Consider the following 19151-nt stretch of genomic DNA (forward strand, 5'->3'; position numbering starts at 1 on the left):
CCCTGTGGATGCACCCTATGATGATCAGGGAGGTTTATTAAGTGCCAAATTTTTCATCAAAATTGAAACCACCCCCTTGGGTTTCGATTCCAGAACCAATACCACCCCAGCGCCCCAAATCGTTTCCAAGCCATTGAATAAAAACGTGTTTTTTCGACAACAGCACAAGGTTTTGCACCTTTCCCGCCCCTTTTTCGCCTTATTCGCATGGCAATCATGACCAGTCGAAAAGTGCGTCCTGTCCGGTAATTCTGACCGGATTCGGCGCGGATTTAAGGGTGAGTCGCATGGCACATACAGCGCGAGCAAACCAGGACCAGTCGAAGCCCAAGCGCCGGGTTGGAACCGGATGGAAGCTGGGCGCATTCGTCCGTGACCAGGACGGGGCGATCACTGGCCTGTCAGTATTCTTGTTTTTGATTCTTCTCATGATCGGCGGCATCGGCGTCGATATCATGTATTCCGAAATGGAACGCACCAAGCTGCAGCAAACGCTTGACCGCGCGGTTCTGGCGGCGGCAGACCTTGAGCAAGAGCGTGATCCAAAGCTGGTGGTTGCCGACTATTTCACCAAGGCCGGCATGGAAAAATACCTCAGCTCGGTCACCGTGACCGAGGGCATCGGCTTCCGCAACGTGACCGCCACCGCGACCACAAGCATCGACACGATGTTCATGAAGATGCTCGGGATCGAGACGCTGACGGTTCCGGCCGCGGGCGCGGCCGAGGAAAGCATCGGCAACGTCGAACTTTCCCTGGTTCTGGACATCTCGGGGTCGATGGGCAGCAACAAGCGCCTCGCCAACCTGAAAGTGGCCGCCAAGGATTTTGTCGACACGCTGTTGCAGCACACCGAGGAAGGCAACCTGTCGATCTCGATCGTGCCCTACGCCACGCAGGTCAACGCAGGCGAACCGATCCTGTCGAAATACAATGTCTCGCAGGAACATAGTTATTCGCATTGCGTGAACTTCATTCCCGACCAGTTCAGCAAGCACGGCCTGGATCGCGCCGAGCCGCTTGAACGCACCATGCATTTCGACCCGTTCACCTATTCGGAAGCCCCGATTGATCTGCCGGTCTGCCCGACCCGTGCCGGGTCGCAGATCCTGCCGCTGACCGATGACCGCGCCGAGCTTCACGCCTATATCGACAGCATGACCCACGGCGGCAACACGTCGATCGACCTTGGGATGAAATGGGGGGCGTCGCTGCTTGACCCGTCGATGCAAAGCGTTGTCACTGAGTTGATCGACGAAGGGGAAGTTGAATCGAAATTCGCCGGACGCCCGTCCAGCTATGACGATTTTATGGTCCTGAAGGTTGTGGTGATCATGTCGGACGGGCAACATACCGATCAGTATTTCCTCAACCCGTCGATGCGCGATACCTTGTCGCCGGTTTGGTACAACGCCAAGGAAGACAAGTATTCGGTTTACCACTCCAAGGGAAAATACAACTACTTCTGGCCGCATACGGGCACTTGGCATGACTACCCCTATGGCAATGGCGAAAACAGTGTCTGTCTTACGAACGACAACTGCGCCATACATGAGAACGAGGACGAAGCCGTTCAGTTGATGAACAAGGACCTGACCGCACAGGCCTCATTGAAATGGATCGCATCAGAACTGTTCTACTTCAGCAACAGCGCCTATGCGGACTGGTTCACCTCGGCCTTCTCGAAAAAGAACGCTTCGGCCAAGGACAATCAGCTGAAGAACATCTGCAGCATCACCAAGGATCAGGGTGTGATCGTTTTTGCCATCGGCTTCGAGGCGCCGCGGCAGGGTCGTCGCGTTCTGGAAAACTGCGCAAGCTCCGACTCGCATTACTTTGACGCCAAGGGGCTTGAAATCAGCGACGCGTTTGAAACCATCGCCGTCGCCATCCGTCAGCTGAGGTTGACCCAATGATGCACCGCATTGCAAAACACCTGGCCCGTTTCGGCCGCAAGGAAGACGGACACGCCACGATCGAATTCGCGATCATGTTCCCCTTCTTCTTTGTCTTCATCCTGTCATCGGTCGAAATCGGGCTGATTACGCTGAAATACGCCTTCCTCGAACGCGGGCTTGATATCGCGGTCCGCGAGGTGCGCCTGTCCACAGGTGACGCCCCGGATCACGTGGAACTCAAGAACCTGATCTGTGACGAAGCCACGTTCATCGACAATTGCGCCGAGAACCTGTCGCTTGAGATGGTTCAGGTCGACCCGCGCAACTGGGTTCCGATTTCCGATCAGGCCACCTGCACCGACCGCGCCGAAGAGGTGCAGCCGGTCACGACCTTCACGCCTGGTCAGGCCAACCAGCTGATGATCCTGCGTGTCTGCGCCAAAGTCCCCGCGCTCTATCCGACCATGGGGTTCGGCAAAGAGATTGCCAAGGACACCTCGGGGGACATCGCCCTGGTGTCAGTTTCCGCCTTCGTTCAGGAGCCGAGTTAAGCCATGTGGAAGCTTCGCCTGAAATTTTTCCTCCAGGATTTCCGCGACGAGACACGCGCCAGTGTCGCTGTCGAGGCCGCCTTGATCATGCCCCTGCTTCTGTGGGCCTACGTTGCCGTGGTCATCTTCTTTGACGGGTTCCGTACCAGGTCGGTTTCGGAAAAGGCCGCCTTCACGATCAGCGACATGATCAGCCGCGAAACCGAGGCGATCACGCCCGCCTACATGAACGGCATGCATTCGCTGTTTGATATGCTGGCGCGCTCGGACGGCCCCACCGCCATCCGTGTCAGCGTCATCAGCTACAGTGGCAAGCGTGACCAGTATGTCCTGCAATGGTCGGAAACCCGTGGGGCGATGGAGGCGTTGAAATCCGCCGATATCGAAACCATCGCTGCCAACCTGCCGGTCATGACCTCGGGTGAACATCTGATCCTTGTTGAAACGCACAGCGAATTCGACCCGCCGCTGAATGTCGGGCTGAATGACCTGGACATCAACACATTCGTCTTCACCCGCCCGCGTTTTGCATCGCAGGTGGTCTGGGAGCGGACGGACCTGCTCTAGGATCAGCGCTCGCCGTCGCGCTGGACGATCATCGCTTCCAGGATTTGTGCCATCGCCTTGGTCTGGTGTCCCGGCGTGACGCCGCCGATACCGACCTTGCGCCCGAGACACCACCAAAGGCCGGGCAGCCAGCGGCGTGACCGCTTGTCCTTCAGATGCACCATGAAACCGTTTGAGGGTTTCATTGCAAACACGCCGCGCTCAACCCGGACGATCTGATCGAAAGGTGCGATCACCTCGCCGCTATTGTCGCGCAGCCCCTCGGCGGTCAGCTCGACCACGCGTTCGGTGGCGCGGCGGGTCTTTTCCGCCAGCCACAACGCCGCTGCCCCAACGACCAGCAGAAAGACCATGAAGGCGGGTGCCGGGGGTTGCGAAAAGGCGACATAGATCAGGATCCCCCCCAGAAGATAGAGCATCAGAACCCCCATCCACCGGCGGGGGGCGGAAGCCTGCACAATTGCCAGCACGTCCTTGGTCATGTCGCTCTCCTTCACGTTTGTTGACGCCATAGCGCCAACCGGGGCGCGCCTCAAGCCACTGTCGCGATTGACGGGCGACGCAAGGGCAACCATCGCGCCCCTTGCCCTTTGCCACGGCCGCCGCGCATGATCGCCACCAAGACGTCGCACAAGGGCGAAGAACCGGAGAACCATGACCGATATCCTGACAGCCTGCCTGTTCCTGATCATTCCGGCCGGCATCCTGTGGCTTTGCGCCCATGTCGCTGCGGCGCGCGCGATCGGCGCCATCGTGTTGTGCTATGTCGTAGGTATCGTGATCGGCCTGTCCGGGATGATCCCGGAAAGCGCCGACGCCATGCGCAACGCGGTGATGGAGGCCAGCCTTGGCCTTGCCCTGCCGCTTTTGCTGTTTTCGGTCGACGTAAAGGCGTGGCGCGATGTGGCGAGGCGGGCAATGCTGTCGATGGGGCTGGCGGTGATCGCCGTGACCGCCATCGCCTCGGCCTTGTTCGTGATCTATGCGCGCGCTGGCGCGGAGGCACCCGAGCAGCTCTCGGCCATGGCGGTCGGCATGTATACCGGCGGCATCGCCAATCTGGGCGCAATCAAGCTGGCGCTGGACATTCCCGATACGCGGTACCTTGTCTTTGCCACGGTCGATACGGCGATCGGGGCAGTCTACCTGCTGTTTGTGCTGTCGCTGGCGCCGCGCCTGTTTGCCCGGTTCCTGCCGCGTTTTCCCGATGCGGCGCGGGTGGCGGACGAGGGCGCACTTCTGACCGAGACCTATCGCGACCTGCTGGGGCGGACCGGGCTGCGGGCAAGCGTGGTGGCGATCCTTGCCGCCGCGATCTGTGTCGGGCTGGCAGTAACGCTGGCCCCTGCCCTGCCCTTTGGCAACCCGGCGATCCTGACCATTGTCCTGCTGACGACGCTGGGCATCGCCGCGTCCTTCCTGCGCCCGTTGCGCGAAAACCGCGCCGCGCCGAAACTGGGGCTCTACCTGATCTATGTCTTTTCGGTCTGCGTCGCGGCGGGACTGGATGTGACCACGCTAGCCGACCTCGATCTGTCGATCCTTGTCTTTGTCGCCGTGGCGACCTTTGGCAGCCTCGCACTGCACGCCCTGTTCTGCCGCCTGTTCCGCGTCGACGTGGACACGTTCCTGATCACCTCTGTCGCGGCGCTGATGTCACCTGCCTTTGTGCCGATGGTGGTGAAAACCCTGAAGAACCCCGCCGTGATGATGTCCGGCATGGCGACCGGCATCCTGGGTTTTGCGATCGGCAACTATCTTGGCATCGCCGTCGCCTTGTTACTGGCTGCCGGAGGATAACCCGATGGATCATCTGCAACTGCCCGCACAGGGGCGCAACCCCGACGAGGTGCTGACTGACCTGTCCCGCTTTCGGGCCAAGGATCCCGATTACAAGGCCGGAAAACTGTGGAGCCTGGTCTATCACCTTGACGAGGAACACGATGACTTTCTTGCCGACGCCTATCGTCAGTATTCGTCGGCCAATGGCCTGAACCCCGCGGCCTTCCAAAGCCTGAAACAGATGGAAAGCCAGGTGATCTCGGTCATGGCGGGATTGCTCAATGGTGGGCCGGACACCTGCGGGGTGATGACGGCGGGCGGTACCGAAAGCTGTCTGATGGCGGTGAAATGCTATCGCGACATGGCCGCCAAGACCCGTCGCGTCAGCCGGCCCAACATGGTCCTGCCCGCAACCGCGCATGTGGCCTGGTTCAAGGCGGCGGAGTATTTCAAGGTCAAGATCCGGTTGTTGCCAGTGGGCAAGGACCTGGCCACCGATATCTCGAAACTGGCGCGCAAGATCGATGGCAACACGGTGATGGTGCTGGGATCAGCCCCGGAATATCCGCATGGCACCATCGACCCCATTGCAGAAATGGGCCGGATCGCCGCCGAAAAGGGCGTTCCAATGCACGTGGACGCCTGCGTCGGGGCCTTCATCCTGCCGTTTATGGAAAAGAACGGGCATGACCTGCCGGAGTGGGATTTCCGGGTGCCGGGGGTGACGTCGATCTCGGGCGACATCCACAAATATGGCTATGCCGCCAAGGGCGCGTCGGCGATCCTGTATCGTGACCTGGACACACTGAAACACCAGATGTTCGTTTATCAGGACTGGCCCGGCGGGGTTTTTGCCAGCCCCGCCATGCTGGGCACCCGACCCGGCGGCGCCTATGCCGCGGCCTGGGCGACCCTGCAGAAGTTTGGCGAGGACGGCTATTGCGACCTGGCCCGCCGCACCATCGCCGCCGTTGACGCGATCAAAGAAGGGATCGACGGGATCGACGGGCTGAAAATCCTCGGGGCGCCGCAGGGGCCGCTTCTGGCCTATGGCGCTTCCGACAAGGCCCTGTCGATCTTTGCCGTCGCCGACCAACTGGCCGCCAAAGGATGGAGCGTCAACCGTGTCCAGAACCCCGATGGCATTCACGCCATGGTGACCGCCCGGCATCTTGAGGTGGTCGAAACCTATCTGTCGGACCTCAAAGCGGCGGTGGCGACGGTCCGTGCCAACCCCGACCTTGCCAGGACAGGCAGCGCCGCGACCTATGGCATGATGGCGCATGTGCCGATGCGCGGCATGGTCAAAGCCAAGGTGCTGGACACGTTTGCCGCCATGTATCGGGCCGGTGGTGGCGCGCTTGAGCTGGAAGAATCCGGCAAGCCCGGCCTGGCCGAGCGGCTGATGGGCAGATACGTCGCATGGAAGGCGCGGAGGGGTTGAGCCCCGCGCCCAGCCGGGATCAATAGGGCATCGGGTGCGCCTTGTGCGCGGCGTTGATCTCGGCCATGACCTCATCCGACAACCGCAGGTCCGCGCCCTTCAGGATGCGGGTCAGCTGGTCGGTCGTGGTGGCGCCGAAGATCGAGGAACAGGTGAACGGGCGCTGCACGGTAAAGGCCAGCGCCATATGCACCGGGTCCAGCCCGTGACGGTCCGCGATATCAAGATAAGCGTCAACCGCGTCGAACACGCGGTCGGATTTGCGACCACCCAAATTGCCGACAAAGGTCATCCGCGAGCCTTCGGGCACTGCGCCGCCCTGGTACTTGCCGGTCAGAAGGCCCGCCGCCAACGGCGAAAACGCCAGAAGGCCGACATCTTCGTTCACGCACAACTCGGCCAGGTCGGTGTCGAACAGGCGGCACAGAAGCGAATATTCGTTCTGGATCGAGGCTACGCGCGGGCCACCCTTTTCCGCCGCAATCCGCAGCCATTGCGCCGTGCCCCAAGCGCTTTCATTCGAGAGGCCAAAGGCACGGATGCGGCCCTTGTCGACCTCGCGCTGCAGCGCGTCCAGCACCTCTTCCATATGGGCCATCGTGTCGGCGTAATCCTGTTTCGACGGATCATAGGTCCAGTTCTGACGGAACATGTAGGACCCGCGATTGGGCCAGTGCAGCTGATAGAGGTCGATCACATCGGTCTGCAACCGGCGCAGTGATCCCTCGATCGCCACCGGCACCGAAGCGGCGGAAATGCCGACCCCGTCACGGATGTGCTTCGGACCCGCGCCGGCATGTTTCGTCGCCAGAACCACATCGCCGCGCCGCCCGGTCCTGGCAAACCAGGTGCCGATGATTTCCTCGGTGCGTCCCTGCGTCTCGGCGCTGACCGGGTTCACCGGGTACATCTCGGCGGCATCGAGGAAGTTGATCCCGGCATCGAGTGCCATGTCGATCTGGGTGTGGGCGTCCGCTTCCGCAGTCTGGGTGCCATAGGTCATGGTGCCAAGGCAAAGCTCCGAGACCTCGATGCCGGTGCGTCCAAGGGGGTTCATCTTCATCCGTCTGATCCTGCTGTTTGCGCTATCGGCGGCAAGGTAGCGGCTGCGGGACCGGGTGCAAGGGGTTTCCCCCCTCTTGGCCTGCCCGTTACTTTCCAGAGCCAAGTCACCCCGAAGGTATTTTTTGGCAAGAGGACAGCAGGGGCTTTCAGAACAAAAAGGGAACATGTAACAATGGACCCATGCCGATTCAGACCTTCAGACGCGCGCCCGAGCGGGCAAGACCCGAGGTGGCGCTTGGCCCCGGCGCCAGCCTTGTGCGCGGGCGGGCGCATGAGGGCTGTGGCGCGGCGCGGCGAACGTTTGCGCTGTGGCTGGCGGCGCGGATGGACGGCCCGGTGTTCTGGATCGCGCCGGACTGGGCCGGGGACCGGCTGAACCCGGACGGGGTGGCGCGGTTTCTGAACCCCGCGCGGCTGACTTTCCTGTCGCCCCGCCGCCCCGAGGACGTGCTGTGGACGATGGAAGAGGCCTTGCGCGCCGGTGCGGTGCCGCTGGTGGTGGCCGATATACCCGGCCTGCCGGGGCTGACCCCGGTCCGGCGGCTGCACCTGGCGGCCGAGACCGGCGCAGCCGAGGGCGATCATGTGCCGCTGGGCCTGTTGCTGACCCCCGGTAATGGCGGCGCGCAGGGGGTGGAAAGCCGCTGGCGCATGGCCCCGGCGCATCGCGGCGAGGATGAGGGCTGGACCCTGCACCGCCTGCGCGCCCGCACCGCGCCCGAAAAGCACTGGCAGGTGGCGGCGGACGGGGATGGATTGCGGCTGGTTGATACGCCAGCGGCGGCTCAGGCGGAACTGGCCTTAAGATAGCCCGTGATCGCCGGCAAAAGCCGGGCGCAGATCGCCTCTGCGTCGGTTTCACCGCGCAAAAGCGCCGCCTCGACCATGCCCCGGCACAGGGCCATGATATCGCGCGCGGCAAGGGCCGGGTCATCCGGGCCGAAGGCCGTGACCGGAGGCAGAAGGATCGACAGGATCTCGGCCTCGAAGCGGCGGGTTTCCTCGTCGAGCGGCAGGAAAACCTCGGCCCGGTCCAGCGCCTGCGCCAGTTGCGGCCACCCCGTCTGATGGTGGATGAAGGCCAGGATCAGGCGCCGCATATGGGTATTGGGTGGCGCGTCCGACGCCACCGCCGCCCGCAACCCGTCCAGAAGGCGCGCACGTTTGCGGCGGATCAGCGCGCCCATGATCGCGGTCTTGTTGGGAAAATACTGGTAGAGCGAACCGACGCTGACCCCGGCGACCTCGGCGATCCGGTTGGTGTTCAGCGCCTCAATCCCGCCCTGCACCAGAATGCGAGCCGCCGCCTGTTCTATCGCCTCAACTGTTGCTTCGGCACGGGCCTGCCGTGGGGTTTTCCGTGGATTTGCAATGGGTTCGACGGTCATGGCAAATGCGAGTCCAAAATACGAGCCTTTGCTCACATATTGCGGTCAGAGGGCAAAATAGCAAGGGACAAGTTGATGGCACAGATGGAATGGGCGGGCCGCAAGGTACTGGTCACGGGCGCGAACCGGGGGATTGGGCGGGCCATCGTGCTGGCGCTGGCCGAACTGGGTGCCGTTGTACTGGCCACCGGGCGCGACACGGTTGCGTTGGAGCGCGTCGCACAGGAAGCACGCGGTCAGGTTCAGACTTTCGCCGTCGACCTTGCTGCGCCCGCGGGGGCCGCCAGCGTGGTCGACTGGGTCGCGGCACGTCATGGCGACATTGGCGGGCTGATCAACAACGCCGCGCTCCAGCAGGAGTTATGGTTTCCAAACGGTGCCACGTCACGCGCCATCGAGACCGAGATCACCGTCAACCTGACCGCGCCGTCGCAACTGGTGGCGGGTCTCCTGCCGCTTCTGGGGCGGCACGAGGCACCGTTCATCTGCAATGTCACCTCGGCACTGGCGCTGACACCAAAGGCCAGCGCCCCGGTCTATTGCGCGACAAAGGCGGGGCTGCGCAGCTTCACTTGCGCCCTGCGATACCAGGTGCGACGCGACATGACGCATCTTCTGGTCAATGAGACCGTGATGCCATTGGTTGCGACGGGCATGACCGAAGGCCGCAACGTTGCCACGATCAGCCCCAAAGCCGCCGCCGAAGCCCTGATCGCGGGGCTTGGCAAGGGCCGTGACGAGACATGGATCGGCCAGACCCGAGCGTTCCGGGTGATCCACCGCGCCGCGCCCGGTCTGGCTGCCCGCATCCTGCGCGATGGCTGACCTGTCCAAAAACGACATGAACCCGGTCGAAATGCACTAGCCTTTGCCCGACCGATTGCCGAGTTTGGGGCAGTCATGCGCATGTTGATTTCGTTCTCCGCCCTGTTCCTGTCCGTTGTCCTGTTGCAGCTTTCTACCGGAGGCGTGGGGCCTCTGGATGCGCTGTCGGGGATTGCGCTGGGTTTCACCACGGGCGAGATCGGCCTTCTGGGGTCGGCGCATTTCTTCGGCTTCTTCATCGGCTGCTGGTGGGCGCCGCGTTTGATGGGAAGCATCGGCCATTCGCGCGCCTTCGCCGCCTTTACCGCGACCGGTGCAATCGGGCTGATGGCGCATTTCCTGGTAATCGACCCGCTAGCCTGGGCGGTGATGCGGATCGCCTCGGGAATGTGTGTCGCGGGCTGTTACACGATCATCGAGGCGTGGTTGCAGTCGCGTGTGACCAATGAGACGCGCGGCCGCGCCATGGGCACCTATCGCGTGGTCGACATGGGCGCGTCGCTGATGGCGCAGCTTGTGATCGGCGTGCTGGAGCCCGCATCCTATGTCTCGTACAACATCCTTGCCATCCTGTGCTGCGCGGCGCTTTTGCCGCTGACCCTGACGCGGGAAAGTCAGCCCGAGACCCCCGAGTCGCCCCGCCTTCGCCCGATGCTTGCGGTTTCGAAATCGCCGCTGGCTGGGGCGGCGGTGATCGTGGCGGCGCTGTCTTCGGCGTCGTTCCGCATGGTCGGCCCGGTCTATGGCCAAGAGGTCGGGCTGGCCACGGGACAGATCGCGTGGTTCCTGGCGGCCTTCGTGCTTGGCGGTGCGCTGGCGCAATACCCGATCGGTTGGCTGGCGGACAAATATGACCGGCGCTGGGTGCTGATCTGGCTTTCGGCGGCGGCGGTGGCCAGTTCGATCACCACGGTCATGGTCAGCGATCTGGGCTACACGGCGATCATGCTGTCGGCGGGGTTGTTCGGCTTCACCGCCTTCCCGATCTACTCGGTCGCTGCCGCCCACGCCAATGACTTCGCCACCTCGGACGAGCGGGTGGAACTGTCGGCCGCGCTGATGTTCTTCTTCGCCCTCGGCGCCATCGCCGCGCCGACGCTGGCGTCCTGGCTGATCGAACGGTTCGGGCCGCCAGCCCTGTTTGGCCTGATCGCCGCCGGGCATGTGGTGCTTATCGTCTTCGGCATCGGGCGGATGCGGGCGCGGCCCGCGCAGCGCAAAACACGCTATGTTTACAGCCCGCGCACCTCTTTCCTGATTGGCCGCCTGACCCGCCGCCAGCGCGAAGAGGACGCGGAATAGGCTGTATTTCCGCAAGCCTCTGGCACTTGCCGCGCCTTTGGTCTAAGCCAACGCGCAAGCGAATTCGACGATACGAAGGACATCCGGCATGGCGCGTCACCTGATCACCTCGGCCATTCCCTATATCAACGGCATCAAGCACCTGGGCAACCTTGTCGGCAGCCAGTTGCCCGCCGACCTATTCGCCCGCTACCAGCGTGCGCGCGGCAACGAGGTTCTGTTCCTCTGCGCCACCGATGAACACGGCACACCGGCGGAACTGGCCGCGGCCAAGGCGGGCAAGCCGGTGGCGGATTATTGCGCCGAAATGTGGGCGGTTCAGGCCGAGATCGCCGATGGCTTCCGCCTGTCCTTTGACCATTTCGGGCGGTCGTCCAGCGATCAGAACAAGAAACTAACCCAGCATTTCGCGGGCCGCCTTGCCGATGCCGGGCTGATCCGCGAAGTCGAAGAGACCCAGATTTATTCCAAGGCCGATGGCCGCTTTCTGCCGGACCGCTATATCGAGGGCACCTGCCCCAATTGCGGATATGAAAGTGCGCGCGGCGACCAGTGCGACAACTGCACCAAGCAGCTGGACCCGACCGACCTGATCAACCCCTATTCGACCATCTCGGGTTCGACCGATCTGGAAGAACGCGCGACCAAGCACCTCTATCTGCGCCAGACCGCAATGCGCGGCAAGCTGCAAGAGTGGATCGACAGCAAGACCGACTGGCCGATCCTGACCACCTCGATCGCCAACAAGTGGCTGAATGACGGGGATGGGTTGCAGGACCGCGGCATCACCCGCGACCTCGACTGGGGTGTGCCGGTCAAGAAAGGCGACGAAGACTGGCCGGGCATGGAAGGCAAGGTGTTCTACGTCTGGTTCGACGCGCCCATCGAATACATCGCCTGTTCGCAGGAATGGGTCGACGCAGGCAAGGGGGATGACTGGCAACGCTGGTGGCGCACCGACAAGGGCGCCGAGGACGTGACCTATACCCAGTTCATGGGCAAGGATAACGTCCCCTTCCACACGCTGTCCTTCCCGGCGACGATCCTTGGTTCGGGCGAGCCCTGGAAGCTTGTCGATTACATCAAGTCGTTCAATTACCTGAACTATGACGGCGGCCAGTTTTCGACCTCGCGCGGACGGGGCGTGTTTATGGATCAGGCGCTGGAAATCCTGCCTGCCGATTACTGGCGCTGGTGGCTGCTGTCCCATGCGCCGGAATCCTCGGACAGCGAATTCACCTGGGAGAATTTCCAGGCCTCGGTCAACAAGGACCTGGCCGACGTGCTGGGCAATTTCGTCAGCCGCGTGACCAAGTTCTGCCGCTCGAAGTTTGGCGAAGTGGTGCCGGAAGGTGGCGCATTGGGCGAGACCGAACAGGCGCTGATCGCCGAACTGACCACCCGCATCCGCGCCTACGAGGACCACATGGCCGCGATGGAAGTGCGCAAGTCGGCGCAGGAATTGCGCGCGATCTGGGTGGCGGGGAACGAATACCTGCAATCGGCGGCGCCGTGGTCGACCTTCAAGGAAGACCCCGAGAAGGCGGCGGCGCAAATCCGTCTGGCGCTCAACCTGATCCGTCTATACGCGGTGTTGTCATCGCCCTTCATTCCTGATGCGTCGGACACGCTGATGGCCGCGATGCAGACCGACGACTGGGGTTGGCCCGACGATGTGGCGGGCGCGCTTGAGGCGCTGAAACCGGGCCACGCCTTCACCGTGCCGGACGTGACCTTCCGCAAGATCACCGATGACGAACGTGAGGACTGGCAGAACCGGTTCGCGGGCAAACGGGACTGATCCAAGCAGGGAACCACAAGAAGGCGCCGCCCCAACCGGGCGGCGTTTCTCGTTGGCCTAAAGCGCCCTGCCATAAACCTGAATTACGGGTTTGTGGCAGGGCGCGCGTAACGCAGATATGTTGCGCTGCGTCCCACCTTTTCCCTGTCTCAGGTTAAAGGTCAGACGCTTTATCAATCCGTATATCGACAACCGGCACGGTTCGGGGTCTCTTTGCATCCAACTCCAGCCCCAACCCGAGGCCCAACATGTCCCAGTTCAACCAACCGCTTGGCGGAAACGAAATGCCGCGTTTTGCCGGCCCCGGCACCTTCATGCGCCTGCCCGCCGCAGACACGGCGAAAGGGCTGGACGCCTGTTTCGTGGGCGTGGCGATGGATCACGGCACATCTTACCGGTCAGGCACACGGCACGGGCCGAAGGCGGCGCGCGGCGAAAGTGTGATGCTGCGCCCCTATAACATGGCAACGGGCGCTGCGCCGTTTGACCGCATTCAGGTCGCGGATATCGGCGATGTTCCGATCAACACGTTCGACCTGAAGAAGGCCGTTCAGATCATTGAAACCGAATACAAATCCATCCTTGGCCACGGCACGATCCCGCTGACCATCGGCGGCGATCACACCATCACCTATCCGATCCTGCGCGCCATGGCCGACAAGCACGGACCCGTGGCGCTGATCCATGTCGACGCCCATGCCGACATCAATGACGAGATGTTCGGCGAGAAGATCGCCCACGGCACCCCGTTCCGCCGCGCGGTCGAAGACGGCATCCTGCAAACCGACAAAGTGTTCCAGATCGGACTGCGCGGCACCGGATACGGACCGGACGATTTCGACTGGTCGCGCCGCCAGGGCTTCACCGTGGTGCAGGCCGAGGAATGCTGGCACAAGTCACTGGTGCCGCTGATGCAGGACGTGCGCGCCCAGATCGGCGATACGCCTGTCTACCTGAGTTATGACATCGACAGCCTCGACCCCGCCTTCGCGCCGGGGACCGGCACGGTCGAGATCGGCGGGCTGACCGTCTGGCAGGCGCTTGAGATCGTGCGCGGTTGCGCGGGGCTGAACCTTGTGGGCTGCGATCTGGTCGAGGTCTCGCCCCCCTGGGACCCGTCCGGTCACACCGCCATGGTCGCCGCCAACCTGCTGTACGAAATGCTGTGCGTCCTGCCGGGCGTGGCGCGGGATTGACAGTGGACCTTAGCCACCATCCTTGAGCGGCGGAAACCGATAGCGGGCGGCGGCAGTCGTCCAGTCCATGTGGTTGCGCACATATTGCTGGCTGGCATCCGACGGCGGGTTGTAATCCCAATGTTCCCCCGATCCCGCCTCCATCGCAGCGTGCAGCGCGCGGCGCGCCTTCTGCGTGGCGATCACGTCGCGGCGTAGCGCCTCGCTGTCCCAGCGCGCGGCGACCTCATCGGCAAAAGCACGCGCGGTTTCGGCGTGGGCCGGGTCGGTAGCAAGGTTCATCCGTTCACCAGGATCCATGGCAAGATCATAAAGCTGCGGCGGGTCGGGGTCGCAATGGATGTATTTCAGCGGTCCGCGGCGGATCATCAGGATCGGATAGGGCGTCATCTCGGCGCAGTATTCGCCAATCGCCTCGTCAACCGGATCCTCTTCGCCCCGTGCAAGCGGCATGAGGGACCGTCCGTCAATCGGCGCGCCCAGCGCGCTCACGTCACCGCCGGCGATCTCGACCAACGTGGGCAGCATGTCGACCAGCGAACAGGCATTCCCTGCGCGGCCCCGCGCCACGCCCGGCCCTGCCATGATCAGCGGCACGCGGGCGGAGTGTTCAAAGAAGTTCATCTTGTACCAAAGCCCGCGTTCGCCCAGCATATCGCCGTGATCGGCGGTGACGATGATTACCGTATTGTGCAACTGGCCGATGTCGCTCAGCGCGTCGACGATTTCGCCCACCTTGCTGTCGAAATAGCTGACATTGGCAAGATAGGCCCGCCGCGCCCGCCGCACCTGTTCGTCGGTCAGGGTCGCGTCACTGGCCTGGATCCCGTCCATGACGCGGCGCGAATGCGGATCCTGCTGGTCCAGCGGCAGGACGAATTCCGGCATGTCGATCTCGTCATCCGAGTACATGTCCCAGAACTCGGGCTTGGCGACATAGGGGTCGTGCGGATGCATAAAGCTGGCCACCAGTGCAAAGGGGCGCGGGTCCCCCGCCCCCCGGTCCCGCCCGCGGTCGATCAGCCAGCGGCGTGCGGCAAAGCCGGTCTCGTCGTCGAAATCGGTCTGGAAGGTGGCGATGGCCATGCCGCTTTCGGTGACGGCGGACATGTTGTGATACCACCTGTCGATGCGCTCGTCATGCGCCTCCCAGTCCGGGGTCCATGCGAAATCGGCCGGGTAGATGTCGGTGGTCACACGGTCCTGAAACCCGTGTTTCTGGTCGGGTCCGACGAAATGCATCTTGCCGGACAAACAGGTGCGATAGCCCAGCGAGGTCAGGTAATGCGCGAATGTCGGCACCGAGGCGCGGAACTCGGTCGCGTTGTCATAAGCCGCGATCCGACTGATCAATTGCCCTGACATGAACGAAAAGCGCGATGGCGCGCATAGCGGCGAGTTGCAATAAGCGGCGTCAAATCGCATCCCCCGCGCCGCCAACGCATCCATATGGGGGGTCTTTGCGGTCTTGTGGCCATATGCCCTGGTAAAATGTGGGGCCAACTGGTCGGCCATGATAATCACAATGTTTGGACGGTCTTGCATGTGTTCCTCCTGAAAAGCCAATGAACCGATGGGATCACAGGCAGGAGGGCGGCGGCTGATAATGCATGGGCTTGGCGCGGCGCGAGACGGGTCGCAAATGTTGCGTTGGTCTGGGCAATCTGTTTTCCCACGCTGGTGACATGTGGGGCAGCCTGCGGCATCGATGGTGCAATTTCTGACCAGAAATCGACAGGTATCACCCGATATGGTCCAAAAGCGGCACCAGGTTAGGCTTCGAAGGTAACGTCTCCGTCGCAGATGGTCAGCGCGGCGCGGGCCGTGTCCAGCGCATCCGGCGCCGTTGCATGCAGGTCGTGGTCCATCACCACGATATCGGCCAGAAAACCCGGCGCGATCCGGCCCAGGCGTGTTTCTGCAAACCCGGCAAAGGCCCCCCCGGCGGTATAGGCATGAAGGGCCTCGTCCAGAGATGAGGCATGGGACGGGTGGCCCTCTTGCCATGGGCGCCGCATGACTGCCGCCTGCACCCCGCGCATCGGGTTGATATCGGAAATCGGCCAATCCGACGAAAACGCAATCGGCACGCCCTGCGCCCGAAGATAGCTGACCGGGAACGCCCAGGGCCAGCGCGCAGGCCCGGCATGGGTGATCCACGGTTCAAGCGGGAAATCCATCGCGCCGGGCGGGTGCGGCGGCTGCATCGAGGCGACCACACCCAGTTCCGCGAACCTGCTCAGGTCGTCAGGGTGCAAGAGTTCGATATGTTCGATCCGGTGGCGGGAATCGCGGGGGCCGTTGACCTCGCGCGCGGCCTGATAGCCGTCCAGAACAGTGCGCACCGCACCGTCGCCGATGGCATGGACCGAGATCTGCAAGCCCAGCGCATCGGCCTTGATACAGGCGTCGCGGAACCGTTCCGCACTGTGCAGCCGGTCGCCGCGCCAACCGGGGCGATGGGCATAATCCTCGACCAGAACAGCGGTGGAACTGTCGATCACACCGTCCATGAACATCTTGACCCGGTTGGCGGACAGCCTGTCGGTGGCGAATTCCCGTGCCAGCGCCGCGCCCTCGTCCAGCGCGTCGACGGGTTTTGCCGGGGTCAAGTGGAACGGTATCTCGGTCCGGCAGAGAAGATCACCAGCGGCCTCGATTTCAGACAGCAATTCAAGCTGATACCGATTACCATCCATGTTCTGCAAACTGGTGAAACCAAACGAGGCACAATAGCGCAAGCCCCGTTTCAACGTCTCGATATCCTCGGCGCAATCAGCCGGGGTCAGATCGTCGCCGGGCTCGATCCCGGCGAGCCCCAGCCCTTCGCGCCCGCCCGAGGACCGCAGCGCCATCACCGGATCATAGGCCGCGTGTTCGCGCAATTCACCGGCAGCCGTCCCGTCGGACGCCATCACGATCTCATTTCCCGGCGCCAGGTCGCGGCCCTGCATCAGCCCCGCCCGGTCAAGGGCAATCGAGTTGGCCCATGCGGTATGGTGATCGCCCGCCAGAAGAAGGATCGGGCGGTCGGAAAGCACCGCATCCAGCATCTGTCGCGTGGTCGACACGCCTTCGCCGAACAGGTTGTAATCGGTCGCCTTGCAGATCAGAAGTGCCTCGTCCGGGTTGGCGTGGGCATAGGGGATCAGCTTGTCCCGCAGCGCATCCGCCCCGCGCACACCGTCCAGATGCAGCAGGTCCATCCCGAAGGCGCCGGGGAACAGGTGCAGATGCGCCTCGATCATGCCGGGCATGACCGTGTTGCCCTGGGCGTCAAACACGCGCGCCCCCGCCCCGGCCAGCATCCTGATCTCTGCATTGGACCCAACCGCGACAATCCTGTTTCCGGCCATCGCCACCGCCTGCGCACGTGGTTGTGCCGGGTTCATGGTCACCACCGCCCCGTTCACGATGATACGCGTAATCTTCGTCACGATCTGGCAGCCTTTTTCTTCAGAGGAGAATGCGCCGCGAACTCGGGTTCGAACAACAGGCCCACCATCGTATGGGTATCCGCGACCACATCGACACGATGGGCTTCCAGCGACATCACCTCATCCTTGATGAAGGCGAAATAGCGGGCGGTCCAGCGGTCGAAGAACATCCGGGCAAGGAAATCCGGATCGGGGTCGGCACCGTTCAGAAGCCGCATGTCATAATCGCCCAAATATTCGGCAAGCAGGTCGATCAGAGCCGCATCCGAGGTCGCAAACCGCTTTTGAAAATCCGAGTTCGGACGTCTGATATTCACCGATTCAGCATAGCGCCAGACCCGTTTTCCGGCGATCTGCAGCGTGTTGTCGGTGAACTCAAACAACAGTTGGGCCAGAATGTCTCCAAAGGGTTTTCCGGTCGCGCGCGGGCTGTCGCGATGAGCATTTCGTGCCCTTTCGGCGCCTTCGAAAATCAGCGCATTCAGGATATTTTCCTTTGATCCGAAGTAGTTGAACACAGTTGGCGGCGACACTTCCGAGGCTTCTGCGATCTCGGCCATGGTGGTCGCATCCACGCCCTGACGGGCAAACAGTTCGCTGGCATTGGACAGGATTTCTTGCCGCCGCCGCGCCTTCTTGCGGCCGCGCAGACCGGTGTCGGGGCTGTCTGTGCCCATTGCGTCTTGTGATGTGCCCTGTGACGGCTGTGCCAATGTTCTGGCCCTCTCGCCCAAAAATTTTTTATCGCTATAAAAATTTTGTATTGACTAAAGATGTTTTGTCAATCTCAATTATCGCAACCGCGACGACTGGGAAAACAGGATCCACATGATCGAGATCGAAAGCGCGACAAAGGTCTTCGGCACCGGCGAGGCCGCCTTCAGGGCGCTCAATGCCGTCAACGTGACCATTGCCGAAAACGAATTCTTCACACTTCTGGGGCCGTCGGGTTGTGGCAAGACCACGCTCTTGCGGTTGATCGCGGGGTTTGAACCGCCAACCATGGGCGCGATCAAGCTTGCCGGGGATGATATCACCCGGCTGCGCCCCGCCGAACGCCCGGTCAATACCGTGTTCCAGAACTACGCCCTGTTCCCGCACATGAGCGTGGCGGGCAACATCGCCTTCGGACTTGAAATGCTGGGCAAGCCCAAAGACGAGGTGGACAGCACGGTCGCCGAGATGCTGCGTCTGGTGAAGATGGAAGAGTTGAAGGACCGCCGCACCAGCGAAATATCGGGCGGACAGCAGCAACGCGTGGCCCTGGCGCGTGCATTGGCACCCCACCCCAAGGTTCTGCTTCTGGACGAACCGCTCAGCGCGCTGGACCTCAAGCTGCGCAAGGAAATGCAGATCGAGCTGAAACGGCTTCAGCATGAAACCGGCATCACCTTTGTCTTTGTCACCCACGATCAGGAAGAAGCCCTGACCATGTCGGACCGGATCGCGGTCATGAATGGCGGCGAAATCCTGCAGATCGGCAACCCGAAAGAAATCTACGAACGCCCCTCGGCCCGGTTCGTGGCGAATTTCATCGGCGAGTCGAACTTCCTCGATGCCACCCTGAAAGGCGGACAGGTGACACTTGCCGCCGGCGGCACGTTTGACGTTTCGGTGCCCGATGGTGTGGCGGACGGGGCGGTGTCCGTGCTTTTGCGGCCCGAACATGTCGCCGCCCGCGCGGGCGCGGCGCAGGATGGCGAGATTGCAGCAACCGTGGACACGGTGGTCTATTCCGGCGAGGCGACAACGCTGCATCTGTCCCTGCCCACGGGCGAAAAGGTCAAGGCCAAGATCGGCAATGCGCCGCTGGGTGACGGAAGCCTGCCGAAAGAAGGCGACAGCGCCGCGCTGACCGTCGCCACCGGCGCGATCACCGTTTTGCGGGACTGAAC

Annotated in this window: 18 protein-coding genes; 11 read left to right on the forward strand and 7 right to left on the reverse strand. The window is 62.5% G+C overall.

What is annotated here, in order from left to right; translation table 11 throughout:
• Positions 1-37 precede the first annotated feature (37 nt).
• On the reverse strand, positions 38-178 hold the full coding sequence (locus JQ863_RS14525; protein WP_204114871.1) for a hypothetical protein: 141 nt from the start codon (positions 176-178) through the stop codon (positions 38-40).
• Positions 179-287: 109 nt separating this feature from the next.
• Here JQ863_RS14525 and JQ863_RS14530 point away from each other — a divergent pair, with 109 nt between their 5' ends.
• The 3 genes from JQ863_RS14530 to JQ863_RS14540 are packed head-to-tail and all read left to right on the forward strand — an operon-like array spanning position 288 to position 3016.
• On the forward strand, positions 288-1916 hold the full coding sequence (locus JQ863_RS14530) for a pilus assembly protein (protein ID WP_204114872.1): 1629 nt from the start codon (positions 288-290) through the stop codon (positions 1914-1916).
• Positions 1913-2449: a TadE/TadG family type IV pilus assembly protein gene (locus JQ863_RS14535; protein ID WP_204114873.1), complete on the forward strand. Its 537-nt coding sequence runs from the start codon at positions 1913-1915 to the stop codon at positions 2447-2449. Before JQ863_RS14530 ends, JQ863_RS14535 begins: the two co-directional genes overlap by 4 nt.
• Before the next feature lie 3 nt (positions 2450-2452).
• Positions 2453-3016, forward strand: a complete 564-nt coding sequence (locus JQ863_RS14540; protein WP_204114874.1) for a TadE/TadG family type IV pilus assembly protein — start codon at positions 2453-2455, stop codon at positions 3014-3016.
• Positions 3017-3018: 2 nt separating this feature from the next.
• Here the strand turns inward: JQ863_RS14540 and JQ863_RS14545 are convergent, their stop codons facing one another.
• Positions 3019-3498 carry a hypothetical protein gene (locus JQ863_RS14545; RefSeq protein ID WP_204114875.1) on the reverse strand — a complete coding sequence of 160 codons (480 nt, stop codon included), beginning with the start codon at positions 3496-3498 and terminating at the stop codon, positions 3019-3021.
• A 172-nt stretch (positions 3499-3670) separates the two neighbouring features.
• Here JQ863_RS14545 and JQ863_RS14550 point away from each other — a divergent pair, with 172 nt between their 5' ends.
• Positions 3671-4816: a DUF819 family protein gene (locus JQ863_RS14550; RefSeq protein WP_204114876.1), complete on the forward strand. Its 1146-nt coding sequence runs from the start codon at positions 3671-3673 to the stop codon at positions 4814-4816.
• Positions 4817-4820: 4 nt separating this feature from the next.
• Positions 4821-6242 carry a pyridoxal phosphate-dependent decarboxylase family protein gene (locus JQ863_RS14555; protein WP_204114877.1) on the forward strand — a complete coding sequence of 474 codons (1422 nt, stop codon included), beginning with the start codon at positions 4821-4823 and terminating at the stop codon, positions 6240-6242.
• 19 nt (positions 6243-6261) lie between these two features.
• Here JQ863_RS14555 and JQ863_RS14560 read toward each other — a convergent pair whose 3' ends face one another.
• A complete protein-coding gene (locus JQ863_RS14560; RefSeq protein WP_204114878.1) occupies positions 6262-7305 on the reverse strand; it encodes an aldo/keto reductase in 1044 nt (347 codons plus the stop codon).
• 182 nt (positions 7306-7487) lie between these two features.
• Here JQ863_RS14560 and JQ863_RS14565 point away from each other — a divergent pair, with 182 nt between their 5' ends.
• On the forward strand, positions 7488-8117 hold the full coding sequence (locus JQ863_RS14565) for an ImuA family protein (protein WP_204114879.1): 630 nt from the start codon (positions 7488-7490) through the stop codon (positions 8115-8117).
• Here the strand turns inward: JQ863_RS14565 and JQ863_RS14570 are convergent.
• The gene (locus JQ863_RS14570) at positions 8093-8695 is read right to left on the reverse strand and encodes a TetR/AcrR family transcriptional regulator (RefSeq protein ID WP_204114880.1); all 603 of its coding nucleotides are present in this window, start codon (positions 8693-8695) and stop codon (positions 8093-8095) included. The two genes, JQ863_RS14565 and JQ863_RS14570, sit on opposite strands and share 25 nt — an antisense overlap.
• Before the next feature lie 75 nt (positions 8696-8770).
• Here JQ863_RS14570 and JQ863_RS14575 point away from each other — a divergent pair, with 75 nt between their 5' ends.
• The 4 genes from JQ863_RS14575 (at position 8771) to speB (ending at position 13819) form a co-directional block, all read left to right on the forward strand.
• Entirely contained in the window at positions 8771-9520 is a 750-nt protein-coding gene (locus JQ863_RS14575) for an SDR family NAD(P)-dependent oxidoreductase (RefSeq protein WP_204114881.1), read from the forward strand.
• Between the two features lie 75 nt (positions 9521-9595).
• Positions 9596-10822 (forward strand): MFS transporter, encoded by a 1227-nt coding sequence (locus JQ863_RS14580; RefSeq protein ID WP_204114882.1) that lies wholly within the window; start codon positions 9596-9598, stop codon positions 10820-10822.
• Positions 10823-10910: 88 nt separating this feature from the next.
• On the forward strand, positions 10911-12623 hold the full coding sequence (gene metG / locus JQ863_RS14585) for a methionine--tRNA ligase (RefSeq protein ID WP_204114883.1): 1713 nt from the start codon (positions 10911-10913) through the stop codon (positions 12621-12623).
• 248 nt (positions 12624-12871) lie between these two features.
• A complete protein-coding gene (gene speB, locus JQ863_RS14590) occupies positions 12872-13819 on the forward strand; it encodes an agmatinase (RefSeq protein ID WP_204114884.1) in 948 nt (315 codons plus the stop codon).
• Positions 13820-13828: 9 nt separating this feature from the next.
• Here speB and betC read toward each other — a convergent pair whose 3' ends face one another.
• The 3 genes from betC to JQ863_RS14605 all read right to left on the reverse strand — a co-directional run bounded on the left by betC (position 13829) and on the right by JQ863_RS14605 (position 17933).
• A complete protein-coding gene (gene betC / locus JQ863_RS14595; protein ID WP_204114885.1) occupies positions 13829-15364 on the reverse strand; it encodes a choline-sulfatase in 1536 nt (511 codons plus the stop codon).
• Between the two features lie 227 nt (positions 15365-15591).
• Positions 15592-17256: an amidohydrolase gene (locus tag JQ863_RS14600; RefSeq protein ID WP_338055527.1), complete on the reverse strand. Its 1665-nt coding sequence runs from the start codon at positions 17254-17256 to the stop codon at positions 15592-15594.
• Positions 17253-17933, reverse strand: coding sequence for a TetR/AcrR family transcriptional regulator (locus tag JQ863_RS14605; protein WP_204114886.1), 681 nt, complete (start codon positions 17931-17933; stop codon positions 17253-17255). Before JQ863_RS14605 ends, JQ863_RS14600 begins: the two co-directional genes overlap by 4 nt.
• Before the next feature lie 151 nt (positions 17934-18084).
• Between JQ863_RS14605 and JQ863_RS14610 the strand changes: the two genes are divergently transcribed.
• Entirely contained in the window at positions 18085-19149 is a 1065-nt protein-coding gene (locus tag JQ863_RS14610; RefSeq protein ID WP_204114887.1) for an ABC transporter ATP-binding protein, read from the forward strand.
• Positions 19150-19151: the final 2 nt, after the last annotated feature.

The sequence above is a fragment of the Shimia biformata genome, assembly GCF_016888515.1.
Classification (GTDB): Bacteria; Pseudomonadota; Alphaproteobacteria; order Rhodobacterales; family Rhodobacteraceae; genus Shimia_A; species Shimia_A biformata.